Origin of the sequence: Psychrobacter sp. SHUES1 (assembly GCF_001652315.1) — a bacterium.
GTDB lineage: Bacteria > Pseudomonadota > Gammaproteobacteria > Pseudomonadales > Moraxellaceae > Psychrobacter > Psychrobacter faecalis.
The window spans coordinates 32,072-55,326 of record NZ_LXWA01000027.1 but is presented as its reverse complement, the minus strand read 5'-3'; the positions used below and the strand labels follow the sequence as shown (position 1 = coordinate 55,326).

At 44.1% G+C, this 23,255-nt stretch carries 19 protein-coding genes; 13 read left to right on the top strand and 6 right to left on the bottom strand.

Going from position 1 to position 23,255, the window contains the following annotated elements; translation table 11 throughout:
* Nucleotides 1-244 precede the first annotated feature (244 nt).
* Nucleotides 245-1,120 carry a mechanosensitive ion channel family protein gene (locus tag A7325_RS02020; protein ID WP_068404162.1) on the top strand — a complete coding sequence of 292 codons (876 nt, stop codon included), beginning with the start codon at nt 245-247 and terminating at the stop codon, nt 1,118-1,120.
* 15 nt (nt 1,121-1,135) lie between these two features.
* Here A7325_RS02020 and ybeY read toward each other — a convergent pair whose 3' ends face one another.
* Both ybeY and A7325_RS02010 read right to left on the bottom strand, forming a co-directional pair.
* The gene (gene ybeY, locus A7325_RS02015) at nt 1,136-1,792 is read right to left on the bottom strand and encodes an rRNA maturation RNase YbeY (RefSeq protein WP_068404160.1); all 657 of its coding nucleotides are present in this window, start codon (nt 1,790-1,792) and stop codon (nt 1,136-1,138) included.
* A gap of 127 nt (nt 1,793-1,919) precedes the next feature.
* Nucleotides 1,920-3,020, bottom strand: coding sequence for a PhoH family protein (locus A7325_RS02010; RefSeq protein WP_180952488.1), 1,101 nt, complete (start codon nt 3,018-3,020; stop codon nt 1,920-1,922).
* A 619-nt stretch (nt 3,021-3,639) separates the two neighbouring features.
* On the opposite strand from A7325_RS02010, the gene A7325_RS02005 reads away from it, so the two are divergent.
* The 4 genes from A7325_RS02005 to A7325_RS01990 all read left to right on the top strand — a co-directional run bounded on the left by A7325_RS02005 (nt 3,640) and on the right by A7325_RS01990 (nt 7,711).
* Nucleotides 3,640-4,887: an FAD-dependent monooxygenase gene (locus A7325_RS02005; RefSeq protein WP_197488857.1), complete on the top strand. Its 1,248-nt coding sequence runs from the start codon at nt 3,640-3,642 to the stop codon at nt 4,885-4,887.
* A 97-nt stretch (nt 4,888-4,984) separates the two neighbouring features.
* Complete coding sequence (locus A7325_RS02000) at nt 4,985-6,277, top strand: FAD-dependent oxidoreductase (RefSeq protein ID WP_068404158.1); 1,293 nt, start codon at nt 4,985-4,987, stop codon at nt 6,275-6,277.
* A gap of 39 nt (nt 6,278-6,316) precedes the next feature.
* Nucleotides 6,317-6,952, top strand: a complete 636-nt coding sequence (locus A7325_RS01995; protein ID WP_068404156.1) for an OmpA family protein — start codon at nt 6,317-6,319, stop codon at nt 6,950-6,952.
* A gap of 66 nt (nt 6,953-7,018) precedes the next feature.
* Nucleotides 7,019-7,711, top strand: a complete 693-nt coding sequence (locus A7325_RS01990) for an OmpA family protein (RefSeq protein ID WP_082894253.1) — start codon at nt 7,019-7,021, stop codon at nt 7,709-7,711.
* A gap of 25 nt (nt 7,712-7,736) precedes the next feature.
* Here A7325_RS01990 and A7325_RS01985 read toward each other — a convergent pair whose 3' ends face one another.
* On the bottom strand, nt 7,737-8,645 hold the full coding sequence (locus tag A7325_RS01985) for a lysine exporter LysO family protein (protein WP_068404168.1): 909 nt from the start codon (nt 8,643-8,645) through the stop codon (nt 7,737-7,739).
* Nucleotides 8,646-8,868: 223 nt separating this feature from the next.
* Here A7325_RS01985 and A7325_RS13355 point away from each other — a divergent pair, with 223 nt between their 5' ends.
* The 3 genes from A7325_RS13355 to A7325_RS01970 are packed head-to-tail and all read left to right on the top strand — an operon-like array spanning nt 8,869 to nt 13,659.
* Entirely contained in the window at nt 8,869-11,640 is a 2,772-nt protein-coding gene (locus A7325_RS13355) for an alpha/beta fold hydrolase (RefSeq protein WP_082894252.1), read from the top strand.
* Nucleotides 11,633-12,835 carry a patatin-like phospholipase family protein gene (locus A7325_RS01975; RefSeq protein ID WP_068404152.1) on the top strand — a complete coding sequence of 401 codons (1,203 nt, stop codon included), beginning with the start codon at nt 11,633-11,635 and terminating at the stop codon, nt 12,833-12,835. The genes A7325_RS13355 and A7325_RS01975 overlap by 8 nt, the downstream gene beginning before the upstream one ends.
* A gap of 8 nt (nt 12,836-12,843) precedes the next feature.
* Nucleotides 12,844-13,659, top strand: coding sequence for an SDR family NAD(P)-dependent oxidoreductase (locus A7325_RS01970; RefSeq protein ID WP_180952560.1), 816 nt, complete (start codon nt 12,844-12,846; stop codon nt 13,657-13,659).
* Nucleotides 13,660-13,666: 7 nt separating this feature from the next.
* On the opposite strand, the gene A7325_RS01965 is transcribed toward A7325_RS01970, so the two are convergent.
* From A7325_RS01965 to nadA, 3 genes are all read right to left on the bottom strand, one after another.
* Entirely contained in the window at nt 13,667-14,527 is an 861-nt protein-coding gene (locus A7325_RS01965) for a phosphatidate cytidylyltransferase (RefSeq protein WP_227514918.1), read from the bottom strand.
* 112 nt (nt 14,528-14,639) lie between these two features.
* Nucleotides 14,640-16,541, bottom strand: coding sequence for an L-aspartate oxidase (nadB, locus tag A7325_RS01960; RefSeq protein WP_068404145.1), 1,902 nt, complete (start codon nt 16,539-16,541; stop codon nt 14,640-14,642).
* Nucleotide 16,542: 1 nt separating this feature from the next.
* Nucleotides 16,543-17,682, bottom strand: coding sequence for a quinolinate synthase NadA (gene nadA / locus A7325_RS01955; RefSeq protein WP_068404144.1), 1,140 nt, complete (start codon nt 17,680-17,682; stop codon nt 16,543-16,545).
* 331 nt (nt 17,683-18,013) lie between these two features.
* Here nadA and A7325_RS01950 point away from each other — a divergent pair, with 331 nt between their 5' ends.
* The 5 genes from A7325_RS01950 (at nt 18,014) to A7325_RS01930 (ending at nt 23,038) form a co-directional block, all read left to right on the top strand.
* Nucleotides 18,014-19,048 carry an NUDIX hydrolase gene (locus A7325_RS01950; protein ID WP_068404142.1) on the top strand — a complete coding sequence of 345 codons (1,035 nt, stop codon included), beginning with the start codon at nt 18,014-18,016 and terminating at the stop codon, nt 19,046-19,048.
* Between the two features lie 203 nt (nt 19,049-19,251).
* Nucleotides 19,252-20,112, top strand: a complete 861-nt coding sequence (nadC, locus tag A7325_RS01945) for a carboxylating nicotinate-nucleotide diphosphorylase (protein ID WP_068404140.1) — start codon at nt 19,252-19,254, stop codon at nt 20,110-20,112.
* Between the two features lie 169 nt (nt 20,113-20,281).
* Nucleotides 20,282-20,893 carry an IS607 family transposase gene (locus A7325_RS01940; protein WP_068404139.1) on the top strand — a complete coding sequence of 204 codons (612 nt, stop codon included), beginning with the start codon at nt 20,282-20,284 and terminating at the stop codon, nt 20,891-20,893.
* The gene (locus A7325_RS01935; protein ID WP_068404137.1) at nt 20,890-22,044 is read left to right on the top strand and encodes an RNA-guided endonuclease InsQ/TnpB family protein; all 1,155 of its coding nucleotides are present in this window, start codon (nt 20,890-20,892) and stop codon (nt 22,042-22,044) included. Before A7325_RS01940 ends, A7325_RS01935 begins: the two co-directional genes overlap by 4 nt.
* Before the next feature lie 352 nt (nt 22,045-22,396).
* On the top strand, nt 22,397-23,038 hold the full coding sequence (locus A7325_RS01930) for a MarC family protein (protein WP_082894251.1): 642 nt from the start codon (nt 22,397-22,399) through the stop codon (nt 23,036-23,038).
* Nucleotides 23,039-23,255 lie beyond the last annotated feature (217 nt).

Genomic DNA, 23,255 nt, shown 5'->3' with positions numbered 1-23,255 from the left:
GCGGTAAAGGTCGCCCGTTGAAACAGAAAACTTGTGACATTCGTGAGAAAGTCGCCTAAGAGCGTTTGCTTTTAGAATTCCCCACTTGAGCTTGGCGAAAGTGGTGGGAGTATGTCAATAACTTTGTTTAAATTTAGTGCCGGTCTTATATAGTTATTATGCATTTTTTAAAAAAGGTTAAATGATAATAAACATTAAAAAGACAAAAATTAATGATAAAACAGTTTGGGAATAAAGAGCCAGTATGGAATTTTTAGGTTTTACCGTCGATCTTGCTACCTTAACAGAAAATGCGATTAGCATTGCGCTTAAAATCGCATTTGCCTTATTAATATTTATGATAGGGCGCTGGTTAGCAAAGAAAATCGTCGCCATTAGTAATCGCATTATGCTACGCAGCCATTTAGAGGCGACAGCGGCCAATTTTTTAAGCCGCGTATTATATGGCATGTTATTGGTCATCGTGATTTTGGCTGCGCTTAGCAAAGTCGGCGTGCAGACTACTTCGGTCGTTGCTATCTTGGGCGGCGCGGCGGTGGCGATTGGTTTGTCACTGAAAGACCAGCTATCGAATTTTGCCGCTGGTATCATGATTGTGACCTTTCGTCCGTTTGTGCGCGGCGATTATGTACAAATTAGCAGCTATACTGGTACGGTCACCGAGATTACCTTGGTCAATACCCACTTGACGACCATCAATAATCACGACATTATCATTCCAAATGGTGATATCACTACCTCGGCGGTGATTAACTATACGGCGTTACCCAACCGCCGCGTCGATATCACTGTTGGTATTGGTTATGACGCCGATATCAAAACTGCCAAAGATATTATGCTAAATTTGGCAAAAAACAATCCAATGGCCTTTACGGATCCAGCGCCTGTGATACGCGTGACCAATTTGGGCGATAATTCAGTCGATTTAACCTTGAATGTCTGGACCACCAATGATGATTGGTGGGCGATGCAGTGTGATTTATTAGAACAATTCAAAAACGCGCTTGATGATAACAAGATTGACATCCCATTCCCGCAGCGCAGTGTGCATGTCAAAGGCTTAGATCAGATGATTAATCAGATGGATCAAGCGCAAAAAACCATGTTAAAGAAAGGTTAAACAAGGCTAAAAATCTTAGAGATAAGGGTTTGGTAGGCCTAGCCCTGCCAAAATAGCAATCTCAAAGCTTTCCATCTCATCTTGCTCAGCTTGTCCGAGCTCATGGTCAAAGCCCAGTAGGTGCAGTATACCGTGTATCAATAAATGGCTGATATGCTGTGCCACGGTCTTTTTTTGCTCAGCCGCTTCACGTACCACCACAGCATGACAAATCACCAGCTCGCCTAGCGGCAACGTTGGCATCAGCCCAATGATTGCCGCTGGCAAGTCGCTTGGGTAGGATAAAATATTGGTGGCATAATCTTTGCCGCGCGCCTCTAAATTTAGCTCTTGACCTTCGAGGGCATCGGTAATATAAATATCGAGCGCTTTGGTTTTTTCCTGCCATATCTCACTATCGATATCAGCAAAGTAAGGTAGCGTCAGACCATGGTTAATACGCTCATCGATATAATCCAATGTCGCCATCATGACTTTTAACAGTTTTTCGCGATTATAAAAGCTCTCAAGTATCTCGTCATCGATGCTATCGGCGGCGCTAATATCAAGCACGGCTAAGTTCTCATCATTATTAAATGCGGCTAATTTTTCATCGTTCTCATTATTATTAAAACGGCTATTGATGTTCTCGTCTAAGTGATTGTCAGTATCATTATGTTCGGCTGGGCTCATGCCACCCTCCTTTTTATGTCAATGTGAAAATATCTGAGATTGATTAACTAGCAATAAATGATTAACACTAAAAAACCGGATATCAAATCCGGTCTTTTCGTATATAAATATGTATTTTTAAAATAGATTATAACTTTGCGGCGGCATCAGAAATGGCTTGTTTACGCTCTTGTTCTTTCATGCGCTCAAACTTACGCTTTTCTTGTAAGGCAAGTTGCTCTTCATCAAAGACATCATAAGCTTCAACGATTTTTTGCACCAACTGATGGCGCACGACGTCTTTTGAGTCAAACTTAGTGATATGAATCTCTTCAATACCGCTTAAGATATCCATCGCTTGCGCCAGACCTGATTTGTGCCCACGCGGCAAATCGACCTGAGTAATATCACCAGTAATAACTGCCCGCGAGCCGAAACCTAAGCGCGTCAAAAACATTTTCATTTGCTCAGGCGTGGTATTTTGCGCTTCATCTAAGATAACAAACGAATTGTTTAGCGTACGACCGCGCATATAAGCAAGGGGGGCGACCTCAATGATTTGCTTTTCGAGCATTTTACCGACTTTATCAAAGCCAAGCATCTCATACAGGGCATCATATAAAGGGCGCAAATAAGGGTCAATTTTTTGAGTCAAATCCCCAGGTAAAAAACCCAGTTTTTCGCCAGCTTCTACCGCTGGACGCACCAATAAAATACGCTCAATCTCGTTGCGCTCAAGCATATCGACCGCACAAGCAACAGCAAGGTAGGTCTTACCCGTACCAGCAGGCCCAATACCAAACGACACATCAGAGGCTAAAATATCTCTGACATAACGCTGCTGATTACCACCGCGCGGAATGATTTTACCTTTACGGGTACGCAGACTAATTGGGGTAAAGTCAGTAGCGGCTTCCAAATTATCAGCATCTTCCTCGGCAGCCGATTGCTTATCAGCCTCTAAGTCTTCATCACGGGCGATGCTCGATTGAATGATTAAGTGCAGCTCTTCGGCGCTGATATCTTTGGTGTTTTGCGCTTCATCGACCATTTTATAAATGATGCGTTCGCCGCGCTCAACGCCCAAAATATCGCCACTTAAACAGAAGTCGCCTTGGCGTTGGCTGATTTTAATATCGAGGCGTTCTTGGATGTATTTCATGTGGTTATTATATTCGCCGAGCACGGTTTTCAGCTGTGCTGGGGTCAACGATTCAAAATGTATACGGCGGCTTATGGAATCAGTCAAGCGATTATCCTTGTATTTGGTTGCCCGCTGCTATGGCTGCTTCTGTACATCATTACTTTTATGCATGATAGTCGAGCGGGCTTTAGAGATAAAATTGTGAGTCGTGTTTCAATACTTTTTAATGGCGTTTATAACGGTTATGTAAATACTAAAAGTCGTACTAATAAATATGACGGTAAAATTTTGCTAAAAATAGTTGTTGATAAGATGACAGTAATAAGTAAATGCCCTGTCTTCATTATGGTAGATAGAATTTAAAATTCAAGCCATTTACAGGCGGGCAGGGCTTTGTTTTTGTATGGTGATTGCAACTGTAGATGATACACCTTACACCGGAAACGGCAACAAAACTGTTTAGCCACTATGGTTATGGTCGGGGGCACAGAACAAGGGATAATTTGTGGTAATCTAGAGCTTAGATAATGGCGCTGTAAAAGCTAAGTTTGTAAAGGTAGAAGAACAAGATATTTTTTAGAAAAATAATATTTTTTGAATGTAAAGTCATCGCGTCTAAATACATGCTAAATGGGTCATAATAGGAATAATAACCATGCAACATACTGAAGCAACTTTATCAACAACCAGTCATGTTAAATCTAGTCTTGCTAATAAAGCGGCTATGACTGAGCAGCAAGTCCTTATCGCCGGCGGCGGCCATGTCGGTTTGTCATTTGCGCTGTTACTTGCTCATCATGGTATCGCCAGTACCTTGCTAGAAAAGAACAGCTATCCAACCATCAGCCCCAATGACGACGCTAAACGCACGCACTATTTAGACAGTCGCAATACTGCCCTGTCACGGCGTACGGTACAGATTTATCAAGAGATTGGGCTATGGTCTGAGCTGCAAAGCCATGCTTGCCGAATTGATGCGGTAAAGATCAGTGAGCAAGGTAGCTTTGGGCGCGCGCAATTAAATAAAGCTGAGGAGCAAGTCGAGTCATTTGGGCAAGTGATGGAAAACGCGTGGCTTGGACGCAAGTTGTTATTGGCTGCCCAGCAAGAACCGCTGATTACCCTAATTGATAATGCCAATGTAATAGCCGTTAGCCAACAAAACGACGGCGTGACGCTAAGCTTTAGCTATTACGGTGAAGAAGAGCATGAGCAGCAATTGCAAGCCAGCGTATTAGTCGCTTGTGATGGTCGTGATTCTACCGTGCGTCAGCTATTAGGTATCAGCACTACGACTTATGATTATAAACAAACCGCTATCGTTGGCGTGGTAGAAACCGATCAGCCACACGAGCATATCGCCATTGAGCGATTTAGTCCGGCAGGGCCGCTTGCAGTGTTGCCATTGACCGATCCAGAAGGCGACGGCAATGATGAGTATCAAAAAGGCTATAGACGCTCAGTGGTTTGGGTTTGTCCAACGGGTGAAGAGACACAATATCTAGAAGATGATGTGCATTTCTTGGCAACCTTGCAGCAAGCCTTTGGCGCGCGCGCTGGCACGTTTAAAAAAGCCGGTCGCCGCGGCGCTTATCCACTGACACGGGTACTAGCAGATAAACAAGTCGATGGTCGCTGCGTCATCATGGGTAACGCGGCTCATACCTTGCATCCAGTCGCTGGACAAGGTTTTAATCTATGTATGCGTGATGCCCATGTACTGGCACAAATGATGAGTCGGCAGGTGCTAAAAGGTGAAGATATCGGTAATCCTACTTTGCTAAAGCGCTATGAAAAAGCCCGTCAAACCGATCAAAAACGCGTGATTCGCTTTTGTGATGCCGTTGTTCATGGCTTTACCCATCCAAATCCAGCGGTGAAGCTGGCACGTAACGTGGCTTTGGTAGCCTTTGATAAACTGCCAAATATTAAGCCATTGATTGCCAGCTATGCGATGGGCTTGAAATCTTAGTATTTATCAGCCTTTAAAAATAAAATCCAACATTTCAGCTGCTGCTAAATCCTATCAATATGGCAGATAGCATGAATAACGCGACAAAGGATGTTTTATGAAAAATAACCATACGCTCATTATCGGCGGCGGTATCGTCGGTGCAACCCTGGCGCTAAAACTGGCACAAGCTGAGATGCCAGTGACGCTTATTGATGCGCGCCCTAAACGTAGCGAGGCAAATTGGCAACAAGTGCTTGGCAAGCGGGATGCGCGCGTTTATGCTTTAAGCCTTGCCAGTATTGGTTTGCTGAAAGACGTGGGCGCTTGGCAAAAGATAGCGGCATCAGAGCGTAAAGCCGATTATACCCAAATGCAGGTTTGGCAGTTAAACGGTCGCGGCGAGTTACTGTTTGGTGATAGTGATGATGCTAATAATAGTAATGACGGCAATAACAGCAATCAAAACTCTGAGCCAAAAATGCTCGGTAGTATGGTTGAGCCAGCAGTCATTGAGCACGCATTATGGCAGCGTTTATCTGCATCTGATGTCAGTCAATATTTAACCGTTATCGATGGGCACAAGGTTGTCGACATGGACTGGCTTGGCAGCGCACAAGGTTACCGTGTGACGCTAGACAATGGCAGGGTGATTGACGCGCGTCTATTGGTTGGTGCTGACGGTCGCGGCTCGTTTGTGCGTAAGCAAGCAGGTATTGAGCTCGATGTGCTTGATTATAACCAAACCGCGATTTGCTGTGCCATTCAAACCGACAAGCCGCATCTGGCTACTGCTCGCCAAGCGATGCTACCGACCGGTACATTGGCATTGTTGCCGTTAGCCGATATCACGGATGAAGATAACGCCAATCCAGAGCACTGGCAGTCGATTGTATGGACACTGCCGCGCAATCAAGCATTGGCATTGTTGGAAGAAACGCCGCGCTATATCGCTGATAAACTGGCTGCTGCTAGCAATTATGAGCTGGGCGCTATCCGCGAGATTGAATCCATCGCCAGCTTTCCATTAGCTGCGCAGCAAGCAAAAAGCTACGTCGCCGATAATTTAGTCTTAATTGGGGACGCCGCCCATGGTGTGCATCCGCTGGCAGGTCAGGGGCTAAATTTGGGCATGCTTGATGTAAAGGCATTAAGTGAGCAACTCACCCATGACTATGCGCGCAGTGGCAATAAGCTGTGGGGTACGAACCAAACCTTGCGTAGCTATGAGCGTCTGCGTCGTCCGCATAATAGTCTGATGATGCACAGTTTTTCGGCGCTTAATTGGCTGTTTGCCGGCTCGCTTGCGCAGATGCGTCCGATTCAACAAATTCGTAATGAAGGTATGTATCGCGTCAGCAAAATCAAACCATTGATGCGTCTGTTTGCTAAGCAAGCGAGTGGGGTTTAGCGTTTTAATTGAAGCTAATAATTGAACTAAGGATGGCGTATGAAAACTAAGTTATGGATGACGATAAGAGTGGTAATAGCTAGTTTTATGTTAACTTCTTGCCAATCCGTACCAACAAAAGGTTTAATCCACAAAGAATCATATAACATCCCTAAAGTCATGATAGAGCCACATGCAGATACAGACAATGATGGTGTCCCTGACATCATAGATAATTGTCCGAACACTCCTGAAGGGGTCAAGGTTGATCCGTATGGTTGTCCTCTTACCACTATTGGAACTGGCTTACAAATGGAGTATCGTGCCTTTTTTGCTAAAGGTAGCAGTGAACTAACCTCTAAATATCAGGCTGAACTGGATAAAGTAGCCGCAAGAATGAAAGAGTATGATACCGCTATTTTTAAAATTGAAGCGCACATTTCAGAGGATGAAATTAATAAAGAGTTAAGCTCATTACCTAAAAACAGAGCACTGATAATCAAAAACTACCTTTTATTAAAGCATAGTATAGAATCTAGTCGATTGATGACTTTAAATTGTGACGCTAGAGCGCCCATTGCACCTAATGAGACTGAGGAGGGCAGAGCTTTTAATCGTCGGGTTTATGGTTTATTAACTGAGCCTGACAGTGACTATCCTATCAATTTAAAAGACGGAATCTGCGTTGAATTTTAATGATAAATAGCTGTCATCTCAACATAAACAAAGAATTGTTTTTGAAGGTATTCAGAGAGGGTAACCATGCGAATGAATAACTGTAGCACTTTATTGCTGCTAGCAACATCTATAGCGTTAGCTGGCTGCCAAACCACTTCAACTGCGCCGTCTAAAGAGTTACCTCAACATGAAAACATCAGGACGATGCAAGCAGCGATTGATCCAGATGGCGATGGAGTGCTTGATGATATAGACGAGTGCCCTGACACGCCACCTAACGTAGTGGTCGATGCGAAAGGCTGTCCAGTAGAGGTTTATACAGGTTCGCTAGAAATGCAGTTGCAAGGATTTTTTGAACCGATGAGCAGTCAATTATCTGACGAATATGATCAAGCATTTGCAATAATTGAAGAAAACCTTCATGAGCAACCAGATGCCAAGGTTTTTATTTTTGGTCATGTAGCATCAAACGAGCTTGCGATAACGCCTAATAAAAATAATTTATCGCGTAACCGTGCCATTAATATCAGGAATAGGTTAGTAGAAAAGCATCACATTACCTCTGATCGTATCTCCACTTATGATTGCTCAGATAGATATCCGTTTATAGCTACAGACTTTAGCGAAAGTGATCTTGCAGGTATAGAGTCGAAAGATAGAAGGGTAACTGTCAAAGCAAGTACGCAAGTCAACGACCTAGCCAATATAGAAAACCCAAGTGATTGGAAAAACTATGAACCATATCTAAAGCGCTGCGAGATATTTAAATCTGAATAATAACGTCAAAAAAAACGGTTGATTTTTAAAAAGCCGAAAACAGCACCATCAACACTGGCGAGACAATATTAATAATAAAGCCAAAACTAATCGCCAGTGGCACAACTTTTAGCCCGCCTGATTGTTGAATAATTGGTAAGGTAAAATCCAAGCTGGTCGCACCGCCAAGACCAACCGCTGCTGATGGATATTTGCGCATAAAGACGGGGATAAATAATAGCGCAAAGAACTCACGTACCAAGTCATTAAATAGCGCCACACTGCCCCAAACCGCGCCATAAGCATCGGTCATGATAATTGCTGATAGCGAATACCACCCAAACCCTGATGCTAGTGCCAAGCCTTTCGTCCATGACACATCGCTAAACATTAGCGCAAAGATAAGCCCGCCGACCAATACCGAGAGCGTAAAGATCACGCTCATCTCAACACCGCGTTTATTGAGTAATACTTCTTTTAAGGTAATACCCGAGCCTTTGAGGCCAATACCAACAAGCAAGATTAATATCATCAACATGGCGGTCATAGTGTTTTCGGGTGGCATATAATCGGCTGGCAAGAAATAGCCAATCACAAAACCGATCGCCACGCAAAATACTTGTGCTAGACTGCCGCGAATACTGACACGGTGCTCTTTAGATTTGACGCTGGGTTTTTTGGCATGCCATGGACGCAGACGGTCAAACAGCATCAGAGCAAATAAGCCCGTGCCAATCGTCAGTATCGACAAGATAGTGACATAAAGCGCAATTTCGCCTACTTGGCTACCAAGCCCTTCGACTTGTGCCAGCTCAATACCAATCAAACCTAAGATGATAAAGACCAAATAAGACAAGCCTTTATCGGCAAGCATAGTCATGGTTGGATTTGAGGGAATGGCAAAGCCAATAAACATAGGCATTAATACCAAAACAAGGGTAATCAGGCTTTGCATGTCGGCAGACTCGTCATTTTTAAACAAGGCGTTTTTGGGAGGGCATTTCTCAGAAGCTGGGGATTGTATCATATTAGCTCGTAAATACGGCTATCAGCACATCATATTCATCGCAAAATATGACGGTTGTTTGAGTAGTAAATGACCTCTAAGTGGCTGGTTATTCTTTACCTGACAAACTTTTGTTGCTACATTGAAGGCATCAAACGTTTTGGCACGTATTATGTCGCTATATCAACTCAAGTCTCAATTCCAAGATCAATTGCGTCCTATAAGCGATACTCTAGCTGGGCAAGGCGTTACCGCCAACCAAGTGACGGTTTCAGCAGTATTGTTGAGTGTGGGAACGGCCTATGTGATAGCTAAGCCCGCAGCCAGAAATCAAGCGCTATGGCTGTTAATGCCGTCATCATTGTTTGTGCGTATGGCGCTCAATGCTATTGATGGTATGATGGCGCGTGAGCACGGGCAGGCATCCAAACTTGGTGCAGTGCTTAATGAATTGGGCGATATTGTTGCCGATACAGCATTATTGGCCAGTCTGTTGCCGCATATTGATAATCAAGAAACGCCCGTTGGGCTGATAAATATCGCAGAAAACCTATCTCACAGTCAGCGCCATATTGTCGGTTTGATTGGTTTTAGTATTGGTACCGAGCTACTGGGCATAGCCAGTAATACAGCGCTAGGTACTCGAGCCAACCATGGGCCATTAGGCAAAAGTGACCGTGCTTTTTTGCTGGGTGTGCTTGGCATCTTGGTTGGTGTCAAAGTACCGTTATCGCTATCACCTATAAGAATAGGGCAGCTGTGCCTACTGACAGAAGCAATGCTCTTAAAAACTTGCCTCAATCGCTTGCGTTATATGGTGAATTTATACGTAATGCGTAAACCGCCAGTGCCTAAATCAACACTGAGTGCCTTAAATACTTGTCATCATTCAAACATTTCCAACCATGCTGAATTTTCTCCTAGCGTCATTGATGGTTTCATCGCTCATAACGCTTTACCTCATTCTTCTACTAATGCTTTTCTTTTGGAATCCAATATTATGTCAGCGACCTCTAATAGTGCAGAAAATAAAATAAATCTGCTTAACGATAGTAATCATAAAGACCCATCCCAAAAGACGTCATCAAAGAAACTCTCATCAAAGCAACCTTCATCAAAGCAGTTCTCACCCAAAACTATTCATGGTGAAAGTAGTTATAACGCTTATGATGGCACGGCAATATATTATCGTTACTGGCTGACGATGCCTCTAGAGGCTATAAAACAAATCAGTCAGCAACACACACAACAGCGCCAAGTCATTCTGTTACATCGTGGTCATGAGCATTCAGGACGATTGGAAGAGTTAGGACAGCAGTTTGCTGCGGCTGGCTATCAGGTATTTGCTTGGGATGCACGCGGTAATGGGCGCTCAGGCGGTATCAAAGACCATGCCGAGAGCGTCACCGAGCTAGAGCGCGATTTAAACGACTTTGTGCAATTGGTCGTTGCTCAAACTGGCATTGCCATTGACGATACTTTACTCATCGCCAGTAGTATCGGTGCGGTACTCGCGGCAGCATGGGTACATGATTACGCGCCCAATATCCGCGGGATGATTTTGGGTACACCTGCATTGAAGATTCGTTTGTATCTACCCTTTGCCATACCGTCGTTAAAGGTGGCTCGCGCGCTTGGACTGATGTCACGCGTGAGTAGCTACGTCAAAGCGCAAGTGCTGACCCATGATAAAGACGCACAGCACGCCTACAATGCCGACCCGCTTATCTCCAATAGCATCTCGACTGACTTGCTCATTGATACTCATGCGACGGGTCAACGCTTGCTCGATGATGCTGGTGCCATTACCGTACCGACGTTTGTATTGTGCGCAGGCAAGGATTATGTGGTCGATAAGCAGGCTGAACGCGATTTTTATGACGCGATTAATACGACTACTAAGCGTTGGCAATTATATCCAGACAGCTATCATGCGATCTTTCATGAAACCAATAAAGCAGACGTCTTCGCTGATTGTATCGAGTTCGCTGAGCAGGTATTCAGTACGGACGTTAAAGCATCGGATTTGAGCGCCGCTCATCTAAACAGTGCCAGTAAGGATAAGGTTGATCGCTTAGCGATTAAACCTTTTAACCCAAGCTTTGCCATTACCCGATTTGCCATGCAAAAATTTGGTCATGTCAGCGATGCCATTGCCACAGGGCTTGCGCATGGCTTTGATTCGGGTCATTCGCTCGATCATGTCTATTACAATCAGCCGAGTGGTCAGAATAAATTTGGACAGGCAGTCGATAAATTTTATCTCAATAATATCGGTTGGCAAGGGATTCGTATCCGCCGTGAGCATATATTAGAGCTAACACGTCAAGCTTTAGCAGATATTGAAAATAAGAACCAAAATAGTGCTAAGTCATACCAACCAAGATTGCTAGATATTGCTAGTGGGTATGGCTTTTATGCGTTTGATTTGTTGACAGAATTTGCAGACTTGCATGCTGAGCTACGTGATTATGAGCAGCATAATATTCAAGCGTTACAGTCGAAAGCGCAGCAGCTAGAAATTACTGATCGCGTGATTGCCTGTCAAAAAGATGCCTTTGACCCTGCCAGTTATGTTAATGAGCAGAAAGAGACTGGCAGTGCCGATGAAACAAAGTTCGATATCGCCATTGCCTCTGGTGTTTTTGAATTGTTTTCTGACAATATGCTACCAACGACGGCTTTGGCAGGCATTTACGATAGTTTAAAATCTGGTGGTTATTTGCTTTATACCAATCAGCCTTGGCATCCTGAACAAGAATTTATCAGTAAAACCTTAAACAATCATCGTGGCAGCAGTTGGGTGATGCGTTGTCGTTCACAAGCAGAGATGGATCAGTTGGCTGAGAATGCTGGCTTTCAAAAAATAGCGATGCGTATTGATCGCTTTGGTATTTTTACCGTGTCATTGGCAATTAAAGTCGCCTCAACCAATCATGAATAATACGCATGCCAAACCCTATGAGCGTGTACAGCTTTTTTCAGGGGGCGGTTCACGTTTTGGCTATTATTTAGGTAGCTATGCAGCATTGGTGGCTCATGATTTGACGCCGGATATGATTGTTGGCACCTGCGGTGGTAGTCTATCGGCTTATTTGGTTAATTTAGCGCCCGATCCCAAGGATTTGCAGGAGCTCATGTGCAGCCGTGAGTTGTATCGTGTCATTACTGCCATCAGACATGTCGCGCCAGCCGAAGCAAGTAAGCGATTAAAAATACGTTGCATGACTCAGGCTTTCAAGCGCTGGCGACTCACAAAACAAAAAGCTAACGGACAAAGACAGCAGCAAGCAGATAACTATGAGCGGATTTTAGATGAATTACAGCAGCTAGCGATATTTCGAGTCGATAATGAGGAACAATGGCTTGACGAGTTGTCTGGTTTTTCTCTCAAGCAAAATAATAATTTGTGTAATCCTACCGCGCCAGAGATAGCCATTATCGCCAGTCGCCTGCATCCAACAGCTAGCCAAGGGACTACTGTTGATAATGCTTTTCACAATGATTTTAGGCTACAAGAATTATTATTTGCTCCGCCGCGATTGGCAGCATTAGATCTCATTGCAGAAAAACTGAATTCACCGGCTCATACATTTGCTACTGGACGTATAACTCAGTCTGTCAAAACGCTGACCAAATGGGATTTTGCCCCTGCGATTCGTGCTTCTATGGCAGATATGTATTACCTACCACCGACGCATATTGCAGCGCTTGGTTGGTGTTTAGGTGGGGTGATTAATCTCACGCCCATTGAGCTGGCGTGTCAATTGGGTCATAGCGTATTTGCAGAAACCAAGGCAGGTTATGATTCATGGCTTGCCGCACCAGCCATTCAACGTGTTTTTGGTTTTGACCCCAACGAGCGTTTGGCACAGGTGCAGGGTTTGGATTCAACAGAAACGTTAACCCGCGCTGATTCTGTTGAAACCAGTCCTCGAGTGAATCAACTCCATTGGTTACCTTTTGCAGATAATGCTCAGCAGTTGGCAAGGCAGCATGTACAAAAGCGTTTTAACATCAGACAAATGACCGTTGAGCTCATTCACAGTGACTATGATGGCTTTGTGCAGCAAATGCAGGCGCAATGGCAGTATGGCTATCAGCGAACCACTGACTACATACAGCAGCACGGGCTATGAGTTCGCAAATGAAAGACCTTACACAATCTACTTCAGCTCATAAGTCATCGCATATCATCGTTTTCGGCGGTACGAGTGGACTTGGTTTGGCACTGGCGCTGCATCATCAGGCGCTTGGCTGGCAAGTGAGCGTGGTTGGTCATAGTATGGAGAAGATAGATAATACCAATAGTCAGCATCCTAACATTATTACTTATTGCTGTGATTTGACTGATAACGTGCAAACACAAAGTTTGTTAGAGAGCTTGTCAAATATCAGTTTTCAAAGAGTGATTTATAGTGCGGGTAGTTATACCAATGAGCGTGTTCACCATCTGAGTCAAGCGGACAGCGATCAAATGCTAGCAATTAATCTGCAAGCGTTTGAGCAGGTTTTTAGATGGGCAAGTGAGCAATTAAGGCGGCAAAGCTGTGCGTTGGATTTCAACGAAAACAGCAGCCTAAGCCTAATTTGTATTGCTTCTATCGCCGGTACAATGGATTATCCTTACGCCAGTCTTTATGCCAAAAGCAAACGCGCGATGATTGCCAATGCTAGCGCCTATCGTGCAGCACTTGCGCCTTATGATATCCAAGTAAACTGCATCGCCTCAGGCTATATCGATACCCAAGCATTACGTGATTTAAATAATGGTGATGCTAGCCATAAGCCATTCATAATAAAAACACAAACGGCGGTTGAGAAGATTATGCAGGCAATTGATAAAGATATTGAGCTGGCCATATTTCCACGCTCTATGGGCTATATCATTCGGGCGCTAAACCATTTACCTAAGCCTTTGCTTAACTGGATATTGCGTAGTAAATTGGATAAAACCACTTGATAACAGCTTAGCCAAGCAGCCAATAAAACAAGGTAAATAATGGCACACCAATCAGCAGACTATCTATTCTATCCAATACGCCGCCATGTCCAGCGAGCATAGTACCCGTGTCTTTTACTCCGTGCTGACGTTTAAAGGCGGATTCTAATAAATCTCCAGCGATACCACTTACCGCTAAACCATAGGCGGCCAATAAGCAAATCCACCAGCTAAAAGAAGTGAGCCAGATGCCTAATAGTGTGGCCAATATCGCTGCTAATACACTGCCAAAGAGAGCACCTTCGATACTTTTATTCGGGCTGATAGTTGGAGCAAGACCGCGCTTAAAGATTTTGTGACCAAGCAATCGTCCGCATAAATACTGGGCAATATCATTAAATTGGCTGGCGAATAATACAAAAAACAAAATGCCATATTGTTCGCGCTGCCACGTTAATTGCTGTAAGGCAATCAAGCTGATAATCAATGCGATAAAGACAGAACTAAACAGCAAGTCTAGGAATTTTAAACGTGTATAGGCTCGCTTAGAATCACAAGGGGTTTTGATAAAAGGCTGAGTATTTGGTTGCAAGCCACGCGCTTGAAGTTTACTAATAAGCCTAGCTTTACTAGGTAGGTGCCATAATCGTTTAATCTCGTAGCCGCCACGCACACCAATTAACAAGAAAAAAGCGATCAGCAACCACTGATAGGGGTATGTGCGAGAGTGTAGGTGTTGACTATTATCAGTTATCTTAGCGATAACATAACAAGCGCAAAGCGCTGCTAACATGAGCCACCATGAGCGTGCTATCAAGTAGATTTTCGGTAAGCGCTGACGCAAGCTAGGTAGGGCAAGCATAGCCCAAACCGAACTCACGACTATCATTAGAACCATCACAAACCGTAAGTCAGAAGCCATGTTTTTAGCACTTTGAGGTCGATAGAGAACGGTAACCCACCGTTTTTTTTATGGCTGAAGTGGCAACGCTTAATTGCTGTTAGGCGTTAGCAACTGTATATACCGATTCAGCCTCTGTATCATCGATTATAGGCTGAACCAACCAATCGATACCACCCTCTTTCAACTTTGATAATGGTTCAATCACACTGGTCCGAGGTGTGCTCGTTAAGTTGAGATAGTCTTTTCGGTAATGGCCACCGCGGCTCTCAAGTCGTTGATAAGCGGACTCGATAACTAAGGTCGCTAATTGCAACTGTCTGGCTAACTGAAAGTAGGGCAGCTCATTTAGAATAGTAGGGTTATCTTTATTATCGATATCTAACTGATTAGAGTCATAGCCGTTAAGCTGCTGTTGCCATTGCTGTATTTGCAAAAGTGCTTGTTCTAATTGTTTAGCATCCCGGGTAATGCCCATATGAGACGTCATCAAAGCTTTTAATCCTGCGGTTATTCCAGTGATATCAGCATTTATATTGACGTGGATGTTGTGATTGTCATTTTTATTACAGTTACTTTCATATTCAACAGACGATGGCAAAGTAATGCGCTGACTATTTTTAAGCGTTGGCGCTGTCCACGTATCATAGATTGATTCATTTAAATCAGAATCAGGTAAAGTTGTTTCTAGCGTTCCTATTGCTGCTAAATTACGCGGTAAATCAGCAGCGATATTGCGCCCAACCACCACACATTCCAACAATGAGTTACTTGCTAAGCGGTTTGCTCCATGCAGACCTGTATAAGCGACTTCACCCGCCGCATAAAGTCCTACCACATCGGTTACGCCATTGGCATCTGTGACCACACCACCACAACTATAATGAGCGGTCGGCGCAACGGGGATAGTGTGTTTTGTAATATCAATACCGAGTTCGAATAGGGTTTTATAAATCTGCGGAAAATGCTCGCGCAAAAACTCCGCTGGCAAGTGACTGACATCAAGATTGACGTAGCCTAGACCGTTATCGTTGATTTGCTCAGCGATGGAACGCGCAACAATATCTCTTGGAGCTAGTTCTGCGCGCGCATCAATATCAAGCATAAAACGCTTACCAGTTTGCGGGCAATATAATCGTCCACCTTCGCCGCGTAGTGCTTCAGATATCAAAAAGCTACTATCGCCAAATGCCAAACCAGTTGGATGAAATTGGATAAACTCTAGATTTGCCAAACGGCAACCCGCTTGCCATGCCATCATAACACCATCGCCGACACAGACGTTCGGCGCGCTGGCACGCTTAAATAATTGCCCCAAGCCACCACTGGCTAAGACAACCGCGCGACTATAAAAGGTAAGTTTACGTTGATGTATATGATCAAAAACAAGCGCACCTTGGCACTGATTATTTGGATTGGCGCTATTTTTTAACAGGCTTAGTGCTTCATGATAGGGCAAGATAGTAATATTGGACGCAGCTTGCGCTTTTACAATCAAGGCTTCCATAATATGCCGACCAGTTGCATCATCGGCGTGGGCGACCCGCCGACAGCCATGACCGCCTTCTTTGGTTAAATGCAAATTACTGGTCTGTAATGTCGCTATAGAGTTTGTATTATCATGCTGGTGTCTCTCCTGCTGGGGAATCATGGTAAAGGGCACACCTTGTTCACAAAGCCATTGCACCGCTTGCTGTCCAGCGCTTAAAATACTGCTGGTATTATCAGCTTCGCATAAACCTGCGCCTGCAATGAGTGTGTCAGCGATATGGTCAGCGACACGGTCATTCTTATCTAGACTGGCTGCAATGCCACCTTGGGCATAATGGCTTGAGCAAACATCCAGTGCCGCTTTGCTGAGTACCGTAATGTTTAGCGATTTCGGCAAAGCAAGGGCGGTGGTTAATCCTGCAAGGCCAGCGCCAATGATAAGTACATCTGTCTGGATAGTATCCGTAGAATTATGAGTATTCACCTTATCCGCTAACCATGCCTCGCTCATATTATGCCGCTCCCACATTGGCAAACAATTCGCGGTCTTTGACGATATCACCGCTCGCAGTCACACGTTGTTTTTGCGCTTCGGCAAAATCAAGCATGCGTTGTAAAGGTTTTCTAGCTGCTGCTGCCAGCTCAGGCGTCATCAGGACTTCACCGCTACGATTGCTCAAGCACTGTTCAATACCTCGTAGACCATTCATTGCCATCCATGGACAAAAAGCACAGCTTTTGCAACTGGCGCTTTCACCAGCCGTTGGCGCCGCTAAGAAACGCTTATGTGGCGAGCGCTTTTGCATCTCGTGCAAGATGCCTAAGTCGGTAGCGACGATAAAGGTCTCAGCATCCATCTCATACGTTGATTGCAACAGCTTACTCGTCGAGCCGACCACATCAGCCAGTGCCACGACGCTATCAGGCGATTCAGGATGCACCAATACTTTGGCGTTTGGGTGCTCCTCTTTTAATTGCAGCAGCTCAGTGGCTTTAAACTCGTTATGGACCAAGCAAGACCCTTGCCAAAGCAACATATCGGCGCCAGTCTCTTGCGCGATGTATTTACCCAAATGGCGGTCAGGACCCCAAATGATTGGTTCACCTTGAGCATGCAAATGACGGACGATATCGATACCAACCGAAGACGTTACGACCCAATCAGCGCGGGCTTTCACAGCAGCGCTAGTATTGGCATAAATCACCACCGTACGCTCAGGATTGGCATCACAAAAGGCAGAGAATTCATCAGCAGGGCAGCCCAAATCGAGCGAGCACTCGGCTTCCAAGTCTGGCATCAGCACCGTTTTTTCCATACTTAATATCTTTGCCGATTCACCCATAAAGCGGACGCCAGCGACGACCAATGTCTGTGCACTATGAGCTTGACCAAAGCGTGCCATCTCAAGCGAATCACCCACACAGCCGCCGGTTGACAAGGCCAAATCTTGGATAAAAGGATCAACATAGTAATGCGCAACCAATACCGCATTATGCTCTTTTAATAGCTGCTTAATATTCTCTTCAACCGCAAGTCGTTCCGCACGTGGCAAATCCGCTGGGATTTTCGCTTTGGCGTATTCGATATTCATCTGAGTCGCAATGCGATTATCAGTGCTCATGATGGGCGCGTCGTATGGATAAGTTTTCATAAGTGCAAACCTTTGCTGCGATAACGGCAAACCAATAGCCGCTAAAAGTGAGTCAGTTAAATATGGTTAATAAATATGGTTAAATAACAAGTTTTAATAATTATGCTCATTTTGAGCATAAATGCAAGTATTTTTTATAATCTGCTTGTAAAATGATACATAATTCGTCAAAATTTACTTTGCAGACTATATTTTTCATTATCATTAATAATGTCTATTTACAACGGCAGGCTATGATAGTTTTCGATTCACGCTATACTAAGCGTGGTCAGAAACACTTCATTTTAAAACTCTCATTTTACGTTTAAACATAAAGGAAACCTTTAAAGCCATGACGTTGTCTTATTCGCATTCGCATCAACAAGGTAGCGGCACCACAGAAGTGGTCGCCGTGCTGGTAGCGATTACTGAGCACACCGCGCGCGTTTTAACGGTTGATCAAGGCAAGCTCTTGCCCAACGGGCCATTGATGCCATTACATCGCTCCTTGCAAGCGGGCGTACGCCAATGGGTCGAGGAGCAAACGCAGCAGCCACTTGGTTATTTAGAGCAGCTTTATACCTTTGTCGATACCAATAGACGCAATGTCGATGGCCATGCGCTTGTCTATGTGAGCTACCTAGGCTTGGTGCAAGAAGCGCAAATGCAGGAGCTGCCAAGCCAAGCATTATGGCGTGATTGGTACGATTATTTTCCGTGGGAAAATCACTTGGATGGTATGCCGAGTATGATTATGAATCATATTGTGCCGGCGTTATTAAGCTGGGCAGATAGCGCAGCAGAAACGGTTGTCCAGCAGCGCCGCCGTCAACGTATTGGTTTATGCTGGGGAATCAGTGAGGAAACTTTCGACGTTGATAGGTTTAAAGATACGGACAAAGCACCAAATGCTGATAAAGCTTATGAAAATAGAGAATGGGTTGCTGAGCATGTCTTGCTGCGTTATGAGATGCTGTATGAAGCAGGGTTAATCCCTGAAGCACCGACTTATCCGCCAAGTTACCAAATGAAGTTGCCTACAAATTGGTTGCAGTTAATAGGCGTACCGATGTATTACGACCATCGCCGCGTGATTGCCACCGCTATCTCAAGACTGCGTGCCAAGATTGAATATCGACCGCTTATCTTTGGTTTGATGCCGGACGTGTTTACCTTATCGCAGCTGCAACAAAGCGTTGAAGCGTTATCAGGCGTACCTTTACATAAGCAAAACTTCCGTCGTTTGCTAGATTCACAAAAACTTGTCATGGAGACAGGGCAGAGTAGTAGCGCTCAGCGCGGTCGCCCTGCCAAGCTTTATCGCTTCCGCCATGATATTGCGTTACAAAGTTTACTCATGGATAGTAAATTGCCTAAACGTAAATAGCACCAACTGCATAAGCCCTCCTATACTGACGCTAAATACTTATATCAAAGCGAAATCATATTGGTTAATTTTATTAATTTGCACCCTTTTCTTGCGAGGCTTTGCACTTTGCGCTATATTTATGCTCATTTTGAGTTTAATTAAAGATGTTTTACTAAGTGTATCGAACGCATATAAATATCAGGCAAAAATAAGGGTCAAATATGACAGTTAAACAAGAGCCAGCATTGGCTGAAGTATTGCTTAAACCTTTGGTGAAAGCGGCGTTAACGGAAGATTTGGGCAGGCGCGGTGATGTGACATCACAAGCGACTATTCCTGCTGATATGCGAGCGCAACTACAGATTAAGGCGCGGCAAGCGGGCGTGATATGTGGGATGGATTTGGCGCGTTTGTCTTTTGCTTTGATTGACGAGCAAATCGAGTTTATTGCCAAAGTCAATGACTGTGCAACGGTTGAGGCGGGTACGATACTAGCGACTGTCCGTGGTAACGCGCGAAATTTATTAACCGCAGAGCGTACTGCGCTTAACTTTATGACCCATCTAAGTGGGATTGCGACAGACACCAAAAAAATTGTCGATAGCGTTGCCGACTATCCGGCGCAAATCACTTGTACGCGTAAAACCATACCTGGTTTGCGCATTGTGCAAAAATACGCCGTACGCTGCGGCGGCGGGCGCAATCATCGCTTGGGATTGGATGATGCAATTTTAATCAAAGACAACCATATTGCTATCGCCGGTGACATCAAAACTGCCATTCAGCAAGCGCAAGACTTTGCCGGCCACCTGATTCCGATAGAAGTTGAAGTCGATACGTTAGAGCAGTTAGAGCAAGCCTTAGATGCCGGCGTGAATTTGGTACTGTTAGATAATATGGCACCTGACGTATTATCAGAAGCCGTCGTCATGTGTAAGGGTCGCGCCAAAACCGAAGCTTCAGGCGGTATAACCCCTGAAACCGTGCAAGCAGTCGCAAAAACAGGCGTTGATTTTATCGCGATGGGTTATTTAACCCACAGTACGACAGCATTAGATATTGGCCTCGATTTTAGCGCTTAAGATTAACGGTCGGTCTACATCGATGCTAAAGCTTTTGATTAATTTTATGGCATAAATCTCGGTTAGATAAGTTATTAAAAGGGTTGCAAACAGTTAAATAAAACATATACAAACCTACCTATTTATTACTATAATAGATAGATTATATCTATAATATAGAGAGCAAGTTATGGGGAAACTGGTTAGTATTGGGGAGGCTGCCAAACATTTCGGGGTTGCTCAATCCACATTAAGACGTTGGGATGAGGATGGTACGTTAGTCGCCAAGCGAACCGAAAACGGGCATAGGCGATATGATTTAAGTGAAATCAGACCGCATTCCTTGAATACACCACCTAAATTAGACCGAAAAACCATTGCTTATGCTCGTGTGTCGAGTCGTGATCAAAAAGACGACTTACTTCGCCAGTCTCAAGTTTTGGAACTTTATTGTGCCAGGCAAGGCTGGACTTTTGAGACGATTACCGATCTTGGTAGTGGAATGAATTATAAAAAGAAAGGCTTAAAAAACCTGCTTGATGACATACTGAGCAATAAAGTTGAACGGCTGGTAATTACCCATAAAGACAGGCTTTTACGATTTGGTGCAGAACTGGTTTTCATGTTGTGTGAGGCTCGTGACGTTGAAGTGGTAATAATCAATCAAGGTGAAGAGTTGAGTTTTGAGCAAGAATTAGCCCAAGATGTATTGGAGATTATCACCGTATTTTCAGCGAGGCTATACGGCTCTCGCAGCAAGAAAAACCAACAATTAATAGAGGCGGTTAAAAAAGCATTATGATCCGTGGACACATTATCGAACTCAAGCCAAACAACGTACAGGCAAATCACCTTGCTCGTGCTTGTGGCGTGGCGAGAAAAGCCTACAACTGGGCTTTGCATGAGTGGCAGCGGCAGTATGCGCTTGACAAAGCGTACCGTGATGCGTGTTTGGCCGCAGGCGTTGAGGTTGATACTAAAAATCTAAACAAGCCCTCACAGGCGAAGCTCAGACGCGAATTGAACGCCATTAAGCGTGAATTATTCCCCTATATGCTGGAAGTGACCAAATGCGCTCCGCAGGCGGCAATCATGCAGTTGGGTGATGCTTATAACAACTTCTTTAAAGGCTTAGCGAAATACCCAACCGCTCGTAAAAAAGGCCGTGACGATAGATTCAGTTTATCCAACGACCAATTTGCCATTAAAGGTAAATCCATTCGTATCCCAAACTTGGGCTGGGTTCGCTTAAAAGAAGCTTTACGTTTTGACGGCAAGATCATGTCAGCCACCATCTCTAAACGTGGCGGTAAGTGGTTTGTTAGTGTGGCTGTTGAAATACAAAAAGCTGTAATTCCTACTAAAAAGACAGGTAAAAGCGTTGGTGTTGATCTTGGTATTACCGACTTACTGGTTTTATCAGACGGCACTAAAATTAAAGCGCCAAAACCACTTCAAGCAAACCTTAAAAAACTAAGAACGCTAAACAAAGCGCTCAGTCGCACTAAAAAAGGCAGTAAAAACAGAGAAAAAGCGAAAACCAAGCTCTCTCGTTTGCACTATAAGATCAGGTGTATTAGGCAAGATTCTCTCCATCAAATCACAACAAGTCTGGTTAATGAGTTCGATGTGATTGCGATTGAGGATTTGAATGTCAAAGGTATGGTTAAGAACAGGCGGCTATCAAGAGCTATCAGTGACTTGGGTTTCTTTGAGTTTAAGCGACAGCTTATCTACAAAGCCACTGAGCAAGGCAAGGTTGTGAAATCAGTCGGACCCTTCTACCCAAGCTCAAAAACCTGTTCAAACTGCAATCATATCCTTGGTAAAGATGAGCTAACATTGAAAATGCGTGAGTGGTTGTGCCCTAACTGTCAGGTTTCTAATGACCGTGACCTCAACGCCAGCATCAATATTTTAAATAACGCGACTGTTATTTTAACAGCTGCATAATCCTGTTTATTGGACGGTGAGTTCCATCGCCAATTAAAAAAGTCTGTGGAGTCGTGGTCAGTCTAAATCTCAAATGAGAAATAGCGCGTGACAATGAAGCAGAAAGAAAACGTCAAACCTATCTAATAGTCAATATTGGCTAGGTTTGAGTAAGATTTTTGGAACGGCAGATTTGTACGGATATGCTATTGAATTGGTAAGGACGAGACATTAAGCGAAGTTAATGATTTAATAGGCTTATCTGGCTATGCTACAATGCCGCTGCTACCGATTATAAGGTCGTCTTTGCCTGTACTTGTGCATAGCGACCTTATCTTTTGTCCGATTTGACCAATAGATAAGCGAGCGCTCAGTGGATACTGAAATTATCAAGATAATCTTAGCCTTTATGGTACTGATTAATCCCTTTGGCGCCTTGACGTTGTTTTTGGATTCAACTCACGGCTATTCGCTAAATAATCGCCGTAAAGTGGCGCGCATCGCTTGTTTGACGATTTTTATCACCATCAGCTTTTTTACCTTAGCAGGCGAGACGTTACTTAAATTGCTTGGTATCTCGATTGGTTCGTTCCAGTTGGCAGGTGGTATCTTGGTATTTTTAATCGCCCTAAATATGATGAATGGCGAAGGTAACCCGGTTAAGCCCGATCAAGAAAACTTTGATGTTGACCATTTGCAAGGTGCGCCGCCAACGATGGCTGCTGCCGTAGTTCCGATTGCCATTCCCATGATGATTGGACCTGGCGGTATCTCGACGGTGATTATCTATTCATCACAGGTCACCGGTATTTTGCAAGTCTCTGCGATTTTGATTGCTGGTTTATTTATCAGCTTATTTTGTTATGTGGCGCTAATGGCTGCCGGTCGTATCAGTCGTTTATTGGGCGATACTGGACTTAATATCATGAGTCGTATTATGGGTATGTTGCTCGCAGCAGTTTCTATCGAGATTATCGTTAACGGCCTACGTACCTTATTTCCTGACTTAGTGTAATTGTCACCTTGCTTTTCTGCCACTTACTTCTCTAGTGGTTCTTACCTGTCTTTTTTACGCTCTTCTCTTTTAAAATATAACTGTATCCTTTTAGACCGTGTAAAAAAACATGGTCTTTTTATTATTAGGCTAAAGTCTAAAACTTCCTAAAGTAGACAAACCTTCCTAGCTGCTAAAAAATACTAATATTTATCCTAAAAGGTTGTTTAGTAAAACT